We start from the raw sequence: 11,043 nt of genomic DNA, 5'->3' as shown, positions 1-11,043 counted from the left end.
GCGCCACCGCGTGTTCGTCCTCGCTCTCGGCCATGCCGCCGAGGAGCGCCAGCACGTCGGCGGTCCGGTGCCCGGCCGCCGCGATGCGGGCCAGGAAGGGCACGGTCTCGACGGTCGCGGCGCACACCGTGCCCTGGTGCAGCACGCACCCGTACAGCTCGGACAGAGCTTCGTCGGCCGCGGCGTCGTCCGGCCCCGCCAGGGCGCGCAGCAGGTCGGGGAGGCCGTCGGCGGCGCCGTAGGCGTGGGAGGCGGCGGACCAGGGACGGTCGTCCAGGCCGTCGAGTACGTGTGCGATTTCCATGGTCGGCATGGTGCCAGGCCGGTCCGACACCGGGCACCGCGGGCGGCATCACGGCATCCGCGCGGCGCGCCTCAGGCCCGCCGTCACGGCCTGCGGAAGAGACCGGCCCAGAGAAACGCTTCACCGAACGTCTCCGCGTCGGGGTCCGGCCGCCGCATCCGGCGGAGCTCCACCTCGGTCAGTTCGGAGAAGATCCACCGCAGGTCGTCGTCGCCGTACGCCACTCCCCCGTGCGCGCGGGCGTCCCGGTAGAGGTCGAGGTCGGAGAGCTCGGTCCCGGAGTTCTCCGCTCCCGTGGCGAAGCAGCTGAGGCCGAAGGCGCCGCCGGGGGCGAGGAAGCGGTCGAGGAAGGCCAGGTAGCCGACGCGGCGGTGGGGCGGCAGGTGGTGGAAGCAGCCCGAGTCGTAGATCAGGTCGTACGGCCCGTCGAGGTCCGACTCGGTCAGGGCGAAGGCGTCGGCGCGGTGGAAGGCCGCCTCGACGCCGGCCTCCTCGGCCCGCTCCCGGGCCCACCTCAACGCCGTCGGGGAGAGGTCCACCGCGTCGACGGCGAATCCGTGACGCGCCAGGTGAACGGTGTTGCGGCCGGGCCCGCACCCCAGGTCCAGGGCGCGGCCGCGCGGGCCGCGGGTGACGAGGCCGCGGTCGAGCCAGGACGCCAGGCTCTCGTCGGGCCGGGACGCGAAGAAGGGGACGTCCCGTGTGCGGTCGGAGTAGAAGCGGTCCCACCAGTCGGCGGCACCGTCCGTCCACCGGTCGGCGGCGGACCCGAAGAGCCCGTCCATCAGCCGGAGGACGTCGTCGGCCGTGCGTACGCTGCGCATGCTCCGTGGGGTGTGGTCCATGCCCGGATCCTAGGCTCCGCAAGGGAGTCGGCCCAGGTCACAGTGATGACGCGGAGCCCGCGTACGGCCCGTCGGCGGACCACGCGCGTCACGCCGGGAACCCTCGCCGAGGGGGGCGCGCCGTGCGGCGGGCGGTGCCCGCGGGGGCCGTGACGGCCCGGTTCCGCGGGGACCCGGGGGCACGTTTCGCCGCTCTTTCGCCGCTCCTGCCGTCAGCGCCCCGCGAACCGGTCCAGCGCGGCCAGGACGTGCCGGCGCGTGACCCCTCCGCCGAGGTGTCCCTCCCGCCCGACGGTGATCAGCTCGGCGTCCGGCCAGTTGCGGCACAGTTGCCACGCGGTGTCCAGCGGGGAGCTCAGGTCGATCTCGCCGTGCACCAGGACGCCGGGGATGCCGGTCAGCCGGTGGGCGTCGCGGATGAGCTGCCCCTCCTCCAGCCAGGCGCCGTGGGCGAAGTAGTGCGAGCAGATGCGCACCATCGCCAGCACCGCCTCCGACGGCCGCCCGCTGTACGGCTTGGTCTCCTTGCCGCCCTCGGCGGCGAGAACGGCGTCCTCCCACGCACACCAGTCGGCGGCGGCGCGGGACCGCACCTCGGGGTCGGGGTCGGCCATCAGCCGCGCGTACGCCCCGACGACGTCGCCGTCCGGCGTGGTGCCCGGCGCTCCGGCGAGGAAGCGTTCCCAGTCCTGCGGGAAGAAGCGGCCCACCCCCCGGTAGAGCCAGTCGATCTCCGCGCGCCGGGTGGTGGTGACCCCGGCGACGACGATCTCGGAGACCCGTTCGGGATGCCTCTCGGCGTAGGCCAGGATCAGCGTGGAGCCCCAGGAACCGCCGTACAGCAGCCAGCGGTCGATCCCCAGCGTCTCGCGCAGCAGCTCCATGTCCGCGATCAGGTGCTCGGTGGTGTTGTGCTCCATGCGGACCGACGGGTCGCTCGCGTGCGGGGTGCTGCGGCCGCAGTTGCGCTGGTCGAACAGGACGACGCGGTAGCGCTCGGGGTCGAAGACCCGCCGTGCCCGGGGCGAACACCCCGAGCCGGGGCCCCCGTGCACCACCACGGCGGGCTTGCCCTCGGGATTGCCGCAGACCTCCCAGTACACCCGGTTGCCGTCGCCCACGTCGAGCATTCCGCTCGCATGGGGCTCGGTCTGCGGGTACAGCCCGGACGGTTCCGGCTCAGGCACGACGCTCCCCCTTCTCCGGCCGGCGCACCGGCGTCGACCGCGCAACCCTACCGGCCCGTCCGAACAGGCCGGCCACCCCGAGCGCGAAGGCCCACAGCAGGATCGGGTAGGCGGCGACGCGCTCCATCCCGCCCATGCCCAGACCGAGGTCCTGTCGGAGCAGCAGCAGCACGCAGGCGGTGGACGCGACGACGCCCAGCGCCGCCGCGCCCCAACGCCACACCCCGGCGACCCGGTCCGACAGACCGGCCGCCGACAGGAGCAGCCCCACGTTCCCGACCCCTATGCCCAGCAGGGCGCCCAGCACGTGCAGGCGTTCGTCGACGTCGGCGGGGGCGAGGCCGACCAGCGCGAAGCCGGCGGCCGCCGTCCCGAGGGCCACCCGGGCCGCGGTGCCGGCGGGCCCGCCGCGCCAGAGACCGCCGGCCAGCACCACCCCGGCCAGGAACAGCACGCCCAGGGCGACGAACGAGGCGTTCATCAGGGCGTGTTCGGGCGAGCAGACGTATCGTGGCGCCGGCTCGCGGCCCTGCGGGCCGCAGGTGACGTTGCCCAGGTCGCTGATGTTGTGCGCCGCCCAGCTGTACGGACGCTTCCACGCGGACTCGACGATCGAGTGGACCGCGAAGAACTGCGCGACCCCCACCGCCCACACGGCGTGCCCCAGCCGGTCCCTCACCTGTGCCTCCCTCGCACGACGATCGTGCGACCAGTCGACCAGGGCACAAGGGTTCGGGCACGCCGGGCACGCCGGGAGCGCCGTGCCGTCCGGCGGCCGAGGAGGGCGTGTGCCCACCGGCCGCCGCCCGCCCCCACCCGACGGGCCGGGTCAGCCCTTGCGCTGCTGCTGGAAGCGGACCATGTTCCCGGCGGGGTCGCGGAAGGCGCAGTCACGCACGCCGTAGTGCTGGTCGGTCGGCTCCTGCAGGACCTCGCCCGCGCCGCTGGAGCGGATGCGCTCGAAGGTGGCGTCGACGTCCTCGGTGGCGAAGATGACGGCGCGGAGCAGTCCCTTGGCGAGCAGTTCGGCCATGGCCCGCTGGTCGGCGGGCGAGGCGTTCGGGTCGGCGAGCGGCGGCTCCAGCACCACGGAGACGTCCGGCTGGGAGGGGGCGCCCAGGGTCACCCAGCGCATGTTCTCGAACCCGACGTCGTTGCGCACCTCCAGCCCGAGGGCGTCGCGGTAGAAGGCGAGCGCCTTGTCGTGGTCGTCGACGGCGATGAAGCACTGCGAGAGCTTGATGTCCATGGGCTCCACGCTAGGCGCGGGGCCCGGTGCGCGCTTCTCCGTTCCTGACCGGTCGTGTGTAGAGCTTGGCGACGCAGGGCGGCACGGCGGCGTCCGCCGAGTGGTCGCGGGCCCGGTAGGCGCTCGGGGTCTCGCCGACCAGCTCGGTGAAGCGCGAGCTGAACGACCCGAGGGAGGTGCACCCGACCGCGAAGCAGACCTCGGTGACCGACATGTCGCCCCGGCGCAGCAGGGCCTTGGCCCGCTCGACGCGGCGTGTCATCAGGTAGCTGTACGGCGTCTCACCGAAGGCGGCGCGGAAACTGCGCGAGAAGTGCCCCGGCGACATCAGGGCGACGCCGGCGAGTGCGGGTACGTCCAGCGGCTGTGCGTAATCGCGGTCCATCGTGTCGCGCGCCCGGCGCAGCCGGACCAGATCCTCGAGCATCACCCGTCCAGCCTCCCACAGCGCACCGACGGTCCAGTTTTCCGTCCGTTGTGCCGGGAACGCGGCGGTCATGGTGCAAATCGGATACACGATGATGACCGAGCAGGCCGGTCCGCGGGAACTGGTCGAGCACGTGGTGCGGGCCGAGGAGGCCGGTTTCGACTTCTCGGTGACCTCCGACCACTACTTCCCCTGGCTGCGCGAACAGGGGCACGCCCCGTACGCCTGGGCGGTGCTGGGCGCGGCCGCGCAGGCGACCACGCGGATCCCGCTGATGACGTACGTGACCTGCCCGACGTTCCGCTACCACCCCGCCGTGGTGGCGCAGAAGGCGGCGACCCTGCAGCTGCTGTCGCAGGGCCGCTTCCGGCTGGGGCTGGGGTCCGGCGAGAGCCTCAACGAGCACGTCACCGGCGAGGGCTGGCCCACGGTCGACGTGCGGCACGAACGGTTCGAGGAGGCCGTGGAGATCATCACGGCGCTCCTGGAGGGCGGGCACCTGACGTACCACGGGGAGCACTTCCAGGTGGACTCCGCCAAGCTGTGGGACCTGCCGGAGCGCCCGCCGCAGATCGGGATCGCGGTCTCCGGCGAGCAGTCCTGCGCGCTGGCCGGGCACTACGCCGACCTGGTGATCGCCACCGAGCCGAAGAAGGAGCTGCTGGACCTGTTCGACCAGCACGGCGGTGAGGGCAAGCCGCGCGTCGGGCAGCTCCCGGTCTCCTTCGACCCCGACCGGGAGACCGCGGTGCGGCGTGCGCACGAGCAGTTCCGGTGGTTCGGGCTGGGCTGGAAGGTCAACGCGGAACTCCCCCACCCGGACTCGTTCGCCTCCGCCACGCAGTTCGTGCGGCCGGACGACGTGGCCGCCTCGATCCCCTGCGGTGACGATCCGGAGGCCTTCGTCGAGGCGGTGCGGCCCTACGCGGAGGCCGGGTTCACCGAGGTCGCCCTGGTACAGATCGGCGGGGAGTCCCAGCACGCGTTCCTGGAGTGGTCCGAGCGCATCCTGCTGCCGGAGTTGCGCAACGCCTTCGGGTGACCTCCCCCACGCCGGAAGTCGGTGGTCATGGGTGCGGGGAGTGGGGGTAACAGGGTGTGCACGGTACATCTCGTCCACTCCCCCGGAGGTCTCGATGAAGTCGAGCGCGTTCGTGCACAGGGCCGTTGTGATGCAGCTCCAGTCGGGCGGGAGCGGCAGCGACGCCAACCGTTTCGCGGTGCTCGCGCACCTGAGCTACGACATGGACGACCCGTTCGCGGTCACCGCGACCTTCAGCCACGACGGCCGGGTGCTGGCCCGCTGGCGACTGGCCCGCGAGATGCTCGCGGAGGGCCTGCGCCGGCCGGTCGGCGAGGGTGACGTGCGGTTCTCCCCCCGCTACGCGCGCGGCTGGCACGAGTTGCGCATGGACTTCTACGGGGAGCACAAGGGCGACGGCGAGCGCCACCACGCCGTCGTCCACGCCTGGGCCCCGGCCGTGGAGCGGTTCCTGGAGGAGAGCTACCGGGTGGTGGCCCCCGGCGACGAGCACATCGAGGTGGACGGGTTCCTCTCGGAGCTGCTGGCCAACGGGTGAGGCGCCCTCGGCGCGCACGGGGCTGCCGGACGAGCGGACGAAGGCCCGGTCCCGCGGAAGCGGGCCGGGCCTTCGTCGTGCGGCGACGGACGCCGGGACGGCTGCTTCGAGGTGTGACGGCTACTTCGAGGTGTAGCGCTTACGGGTCCACAGCGGCAGCACGAACCAGCACAGGACGTACCAGGCCAGCACCCCGGCGACCAGGTACGGCACGAAGCCGTCGTGGGTGGCGACGCGGAGGATGAGCAGCAGCGCCGAGGTCATGGTCGCCAGCAGGAGCATCAGTCCGGTGAAGGTCACCCGGGCCGCCCACTGCACGGCCTGCGGCTTGACCCGGCGGCCGGAGACGATGCGGTGCAGGGCGACGGGTGCGATCAGCGCGCCGGTCGTCATCGCGCCGAGCACCACGGTGACGAGGTAGATCCCCCGGTCGGTCTCGCCCAGTTCCTGGTACCCGGGCTGGAAGACGACGGTGAGCAGGAAGCCGAAGAGGATCTGCACGCCGGTCTGGGCGACCCTGACCTCCTGGATCAGCTCGCCCCACTTCCGGTCGGCCGCCTCCTCCTCGGTCTCGTTGCGGCCCTTGTTGAGCCGCCCGCCCATGCCGCCGCCGGGGCCGTCCTCGTCGCCGCTCGTGTCGCCGGATCGGTTACCGGTCACCCTTCCTCCTGTCCGCGGGGCCTTGTCCGACAGCCCCTTCTGCCCGGAGTTCCCCGGGTCAACCGGCATATGGGAGGACCGCCGGAGTGTCGTGCCCTCCTCCCCGGACTTCCGGCGAGGTGCCCCCGAAGGGACGCGCACCAGGAGCGGTGACCGTCCGTGCGTGGTGGTATCTGCACGACCGGTGCGCTTCCCGCCGACGCGGCACGTCGCCGTCGCGGGCGCGCACGGCCGGCCGGAAACCACGCCGGCCGGAAACCACGCCGAACCGCAAACCACGGTGCTCACGGAGGACGAATGAAGCCGGAACGCATAACCCTGCTGCGGTGTGCCGCCGCTCCGCTACTGGCCGGGACACTGCTCACGGGAGCGGCGGCCACGGCAGTCGCCGGCGGTGAGGACGGACACCACTGCTCGCACGCCTGTACGCGGCCGGAACCCGGGCCGCCCGGCCCTGCCGGACCCCCCGGACCCGCGGGGCCGGAGGGAGCCGCGGGAGCAGCCGGCCCCGCCGGTCCCGCGGGAGCAGCCGGTCCGGCCGGGCCCCAAGGGCAGACGGGACCGGAAGGACCCGCGGGACCCGAGGGACCCGAGGGACCGGCCGGCGTCCAAGGCCCGGAAGGACCGGCAGGACCCGAGGGACCGGAAGGACCCGAAGGGCCGGCAGGCCTCCAGGGACCGGAAGGACCCGAAGGTCCTCAGGGCCCCGCGGGGCCGACCCTGCCGCCCCGGATCGTCGAGGAGGACTTCACCCTGACGAGCCAGCTCAACTCCGGCAGCGCGGACTGCGACCCCGGCACCGCCGTCACGGGCGGCGGAGTGGTGACCCCGCTCGGCGGCAACAACCTCACCGTGCAGATGTACGAGTCGTACCCGTCCGACGGTGACACGTGGACGGTGTCCTTCGTCAACAGCGCCGGAACCACCGGTACCTACACCGTCTACGCGGTCTGCACCCCTGTGACGGACGCCGGCTGACGGCACCCGCGCACGCTCCGGATCCGCACGGAGGCGGTGGAGGCGGTTTCGGGGATCGCCCGCACGGTTACCCGTCAGGCTGCAAGAAGCCAGGCGATCTCGGCCGAGGGGACCCGCGGAACATGACCGGCACACAGCTCACCATCACCCTCACCGGAGGGCACTGCTCCGACGCCCAGGCGGTCCTCCGCACCCTGGAGCCCGTCTTCGGGCCCCCGGACTCGCAGCCCAAGGACGAGCACGCCACGGTGCACACCGCGATCTTCGGCGAGACGGAGAGCTCCGCCCCCACGCCGCCGGACACCTCCGGCCGCACCGGGGTCGCCGATCCCATGACGGTGACCCTCCAGGGCACTCCCGAGGCCGTCCACAAGGCCGGCGAGACGCTGGCGGCGACGTTCACGGTGCGCGACCGGGGGACCGTCTCCGGGGACCAGGAACAGGAGCAGGAACTGCTCATCGAGGCGTGACCCGGACACGCGGAGGGCGGGGCCGCTCCCCAGGGAGCGGCCCCGCCCTCCGTCGTCGGCGCGCCGGAGGCCGGCGGGCGGACTACCAGCGGTTCTCGACCTGCTCCTTGATCCGGCGGTCGTAGAGGTCGCGGATCGACGCCAGCGTCTCCTCGGAGAGCGGCGGCAGGCCGGCCGCGGCGGCGTTGGTGCGGGCCTGCTCGGGGTTGCGGGCGCCGGGGATCACGGTGGTGACCCCGGGCTGCTGCATGATCCAGCGCAGCGCGGCCTGCGCCGCGGTGAAGCCCGCCGGCACCAGTCCGGCGAACTCCGCGGCGGCCTCCACGCCGGTCCCGTAGTCCACTCCGGAGAAGGTCTCGCCCTGGTCGAAGGCCTCGCCGTGCCGGTTGAAGGTCCGGTGGTCGTTGGCCGCGAAGACGGTGTCCTTGGTGTACTTGCCGGACAGCAGCCCGGAGGCGAGCGGGACGCGGGCGATGATGCCGACGCCGGCCTCCGCCGCGGCCGGCAGTACCTCGAGCAGCGGCTTCATCCGGAACGGGTTGAGGATGATCTGCACGCTGGCCACGTGCGGCCGGGCGATCGCGGTGAGGGCCTCGGCGCAGGTCTCGACGCTGACGCCGTAGGCGGCCGTGCGGCCCTCCTCGACCATGGTGTCCAGGGCGTCGAACACCTCGTTGGAGGAGTAGACGGCCGTGGGCGGGCAGTGCAGCTGGACCAGGTCCAGCCGCTCCACTCCCAGGTTGCGGCGGGAGCGGTCGTTCCACGCCCGGAAGTTCTCCAGGACGTAGTTCTCCGGGATCTGGTCGACGCGGCGTCCCATCTTCGTGGCGACGGTGATGTCCAGGTCCGGGCGGCCGCGCAGGAACGCGGCGATGGTCTGTTCGCTGCGTCCGTCCCCGTAGACGTCCGCGGTGTCGAAGAAGGTGACGCCGGCCTCCGCCGCCGCCTCGAGGACGGCCAGCGCGTCCTTCTCCTCGACGTCGCCCCAGTCGGCGCCCAGCTGCCAGGTGCCGAGTCCGATGGCCGAGAGGCTCTGGCCCGACCTGCCGATTACTCGCTGTTCCATGCGGATCAGTCTGTCACGCCAGGTCACCGTCCTCGTCGGGGGGCCACGCGCGACGGGCGTTCACGACGGGCATTGCGGAAAGAGCACTTCCGCTTCTTCGCCGAACCCCGTTTGCCTCCCGGGCGGGCGGCAAGACGCACGGCACGCAACCTACGCGAAGGAGGACATCACGTGTCCGTGATCGAGGAATCCATCGAGGTCCGCGTTCCTGTGCACACCGCGTACAACCAGTGGACGCAGTTCGAGACCTTCCCCGAGTTCATGAGCGGGGTCGAGCGGATCGAGCAGCGCACCGACACCCTCACGCACTGGGTGACCAAGGTCGACGGCGTCAAGCGCGAGTTCGACGCGGAGATCACCGAGCAGATACCCGACGAGTGCGTCAGCTGGACCACCGTCGGCGGCGAGACCTCGCAGGAGGGCCGGGTGACCTTCCAGCAGGTCGCCCCGGGCGCCACCAAGGTGAACCTCCGCATGCGGCTGCGGCCCGAGGGAGCGGCCGAGAAGATCGGCGACAAGCTGGGCTTCGTGGAGCGCAACGCCAAGGCCGATCTGCAGCGCTTCAAGAAGTTCATCGAGGAGCGCGGCACCGAGACCGGTGAGTGGCGCGGCACCGTGCTCTGACGGCGCCGTGCCGGTGAGGCCGGTCTCAGCCGGCCGCGCGGCACTCCGGGTGCCCCCAGCCCTGCCCGTTCTTGGCGATGGGCTCGCCCGCCGGGTAACCGCGACCGCAGACCCCGCACCTGCCCGGGAACTTGGCCTTGATGGTCCGTGCCGACGCCCCGGCCGAGGCGGCCCGCCCGCCCGTACGCGACGCACGCGTACGGGCGGGCGTCTTCTTTGCGGCGGGCGCCGGCGACGGCGGGGGCTCGGGGGAACCGAGGCCGCTGCCCGCGGGTTCCTGGGCGGTCGCGGCCTGGCTGGCGGCCCGGTCCGCGAAGTCGTTGAGCGGGTCGCCGTCGACCTGGTGGGCGGCGACGTACCGGAACTCGACGGTGCGGCCGGCCAGCAGTTCGTCGATGCGGACGACCAGTTCACGGTTGGCGACGGGCTTGCCGGCGGCCGTCCTCCAGCCGTTGCGCTTCCAGCCGGGGAGCCAGGTGGTGACGGCCTTCATGGCGTACTGGGAGTCCATCCGGACCTCGAGCGGCACCTCGGGGTCGGTGGCGGCGAGCAGCCGCTCCAGGGCCGTCAGCTCGGCGATGTTGTTGGTCGCGGTGCCGAGGGGGCCGGCCTCCCAGCGGGTGGGGGTCTCCGGAGCGGTTCCGCTCCCGGCCAGCACCCAGGCCCAGGCGGCGGGGCCGGGATTTCCCTTGCAGGCGCCGTCGCAGGCGGCGACCAGTCGTTCAGCACGCATGGGCACGATCATCCCACGCACGCCGCACGGCCCCGCCCCGAGGGGAACGGGACCGCGCGGAACCGGGCGGTGTCAGCCGACCTCGTCGAGCGGCGGCATCTCACCCTCCGTCGTGTCGGGGTCGAGGACCGAGAAGGGCGCCCCGTGCGGGTCGGTGAGAGTGGCGAACCGGCCGAAGGGACTGGTCTGCGGCCCGAACCGGACCTGGGCGCCGAGCTTCTTCGCCTTGGCGACGGCCTCGTCGCAGTCGGCGACGGCGAAGTAGACGTTGATGTGCGGAGGCACCTCCGGCGGGTACTCCTCCGTCATCCTCATCCGGCCGAGCAGCGGGGCGCCGTTCAGTTCGTACACCCGGAAGTCGATCTTGTCGTCGGGCATGTCCTTCTGGCTGTAGGAGAAGACGGACGGGAAGAACCCGTCCGACTTCTCGGCGTCCCGGGTGTAGATCTCGGCCCAGCAGAAGGCTCCCGGCGTGCCGACGGCGTCGAAGCCCGTGTGCCTGCCCGGCTGCCAGAGGCCGAAGACCACGCCGCCGGGGTCGCGTGCGATGCACATGGTGCCGAAGTCGGCGACCTGCATCGGCTCGAGGACGATCTCCCCGCCGTTCTCCCGGATCCGCGCGGCGGTGGCCGCGGCGTCGGGGGTGGCGAGGTAGAGACACCAGGCGGACTGCTCCTCCGCCCCGGGCATCGGCGGGACGACGGCGGCGACCGCCTTGCCGTCCGCGTAGGCCTCCGTGTAGTTGCCGAACTCGGTGCTGGACTCGCCGAAGGTCCAGCCGAGGACCTCTCCGTAGAACTTCTTGGCCCCTTCCAGGTCGGCGAACATCGCGTCCGCCCAGATCGGGGTGCCCTCGGGTTGTGCGGCCATGGTGCGGCCTCCGTTCGTGGATGGTTCGGTTTCCATGCTGCCCGGCCCGC

Annotated in this window: 14 protein-coding genes and 1 pseudogene; 5 read left to right on the top strand and 10 right to left on the bottom strand. The window is 72.6% G+C overall.

Annotated elements, in window-relative coordinates:
- The 6 genes and pseudogenes from HW445_RS08205 to HW445_RS08180 all read right to left on the bottom strand — a co-directional run.
- A pseudogene (locus tag HW445_RS08205) lies at positions 1 to 304 on the bottom strand (hypothetical protein); the annotation flags it as partial.
- Between the two features lie 83 nt (positions 305 to 387).
- The gene (locus tag HW445_RS08200) at positions 388 to 1,128 is read right to left on the bottom strand and encodes a class I SAM-dependent methyltransferase (RefSeq protein WP_180220357.1); all 741 of its coding nucleotides are present in this window, start codon (positions 1,126 to 1,128) and stop codon (positions 388 to 390) included.
- 233 nt (positions 1,129 to 1,361) lie between these two features.
- Positions 1,362 to 2,336 (bottom strand): prolyl aminopeptidase, encoded by a 975-nt coding sequence (gene pip / locus HW445_RS08195; protein ID WP_308798638.1) that lies wholly within the window; start codon positions 2,334 to 2,336, stop codon positions 1,362 to 1,364.
- Complete coding sequence (locus HW445_RS08190) at positions 2,329 to 3,015, bottom strand: DUF998 domain-containing protein (RefSeq protein ID WP_180220356.1); 687 nt, start codon at positions 3,013 to 3,015, stop codon at positions 2,329 to 2,331. Before HW445_RS08190 ends, pip begins: the two co-directional genes overlap by 8 nt.
- Before the next feature lie 150 nt (positions 3,016 to 3,165).
- Positions 3,166 to 3,585, bottom strand: coding sequence for a VOC family protein (locus tag HW445_RS08185; protein WP_180220355.1), 420 nt, complete (start codon positions 3,583 to 3,585; stop codon positions 3,166 to 3,168).
- 10 nt (positions 3,586 to 3,595) lie between these two features.
- Positions 3,596 to 4,012: a helix-turn-helix transcriptional regulator gene (locus tag HW445_RS08180; RefSeq protein ID WP_218956716.1), complete on the bottom strand. Its 417-nt coding sequence runs from the start codon at positions 4,010 to 4,012 to the stop codon at positions 3,596 to 3,598.
- A gap of 70 nt (positions 4,013 to 4,082) precedes the next feature.
- Between HW445_RS08180 and HW445_RS08175 the strand changes: the two genes are divergently transcribed.
- Both HW445_RS08175 and HW445_RS08170 read left to right on the top strand, forming a co-directional pair.
- A complete protein-coding gene (locus tag HW445_RS08175) occupies positions 4,083 to 5,054 on the top strand; it encodes an LLM class F420-dependent oxidoreductase (protein ID WP_180220354.1) in 972 nt (323 codons plus the stop codon).
- Between the two features lie 94 nt (positions 5,055 to 5,148).
- Positions 5,149 to 5,592, top strand: a complete 444-nt coding sequence (locus HW445_RS08170; RefSeq protein ID WP_180220353.1) for an SsgA family sporulation/cell division regulator — start codon at positions 5,149 to 5,151, stop codon at positions 5,590 to 5,592.
- Positions 5,593 to 5,712: 120 nt separating this feature from the next.
- On the opposite strand, the gene HW445_RS08165 is transcribed toward HW445_RS08170, so the two are convergent.
- Positions 5,713 to 6,195 carry a DUF6328 family protein gene (locus HW445_RS08165; protein ID WP_180220358.1) on the bottom strand — a complete coding sequence of 161 codons (483 nt, stop codon included), beginning with the start codon at positions 6,193 to 6,195 and terminating at the stop codon, positions 5,713 to 5,715.
- Positions 6,196 to 7,071: 876 nt separating this feature from the next.
- Between HW445_RS08165 and HW445_RS32760 the strand changes: the two genes are divergently transcribed.
- On the top strand, positions 7,072 to 7,230 hold the full coding sequence (locus HW445_RS32760; RefSeq protein ID WP_218956714.1) for a hypothetical protein: 159 nt from the start codon (positions 7,072 to 7,074) through the stop codon (positions 7,228 to 7,230).
- A gap of 122 nt (positions 7,231 to 7,352) precedes the next feature.
- Positions 7,353 to 7,700 (top strand): hypothetical protein, encoded by a 348-nt coding sequence (locus HW445_RS08155; RefSeq protein WP_180220351.1) that lies wholly within the window; start codon positions 7,353 to 7,355, stop codon positions 7,698 to 7,700.
- An 82-nt stretch (positions 7,701 to 7,782) separates the two neighbouring features.
- On the opposite strand, the gene HW445_RS08150 is transcribed toward HW445_RS08155, so the two are convergent.
- Complete coding sequence (locus tag HW445_RS08150; RefSeq protein ID WP_180220350.1) at positions 7,783 to 8,766, bottom strand: aldo/keto reductase; 984 nt, start codon at positions 8,764 to 8,766, stop codon at positions 7,783 to 7,785.
- A 171-nt stretch (positions 8,767 to 8,937) separates the two neighbouring features.
- Here HW445_RS08150 and HW445_RS08145 point away from each other — a divergent pair, with 171 nt between their 5' ends.
- The gene (locus tag HW445_RS08145; protein WP_180220349.1) at positions 8,938 to 9,390 is read left to right on the top strand and encodes an SRPBCC family protein; all 453 of its coding nucleotides are present in this window, start codon (positions 8,938 to 8,940) and stop codon (positions 9,388 to 9,390) included.
- A 25-nt stretch (positions 9,391 to 9,415) separates the two neighbouring features.
- On the opposite strand, the gene HW445_RS08140 is transcribed toward HW445_RS08145, so the two are convergent.
- On the bottom strand, positions 9,416 to 10,135 hold the full coding sequence (locus HW445_RS08140) for a ribonuclease H (protein ID WP_180220348.1): 720 nt from the start codon (positions 10,133 to 10,135) through the stop codon (positions 9,416 to 9,418).
- 60 nt (positions 10,136 to 10,195) lie between these two features.
- On the bottom strand, positions 10,196 to 10,993 hold the full coding sequence (locus HW445_RS08135) for a VOC family protein (RefSeq protein WP_180220347.1): 798 nt from the start codon (positions 10,991 to 10,993) through the stop codon (positions 10,196 to 10,198).
- Positions 10,994 to 11,043: the final 50 nt, after the last annotated feature.

Source organism: Streptomyces sp. UH6, assembly GCF_013421635.1.
In the GTDB taxonomy this organism is placed as follows: domain Bacteria; phylum Actinomycetota; class Actinomycetes; order Streptomycetales; family Streptomycetaceae; genus Streptomyces; species Streptomyces abyssomicinicus.
This window is presented reverse-complemented; position numbering and strand designations above follow the sequence as displayed.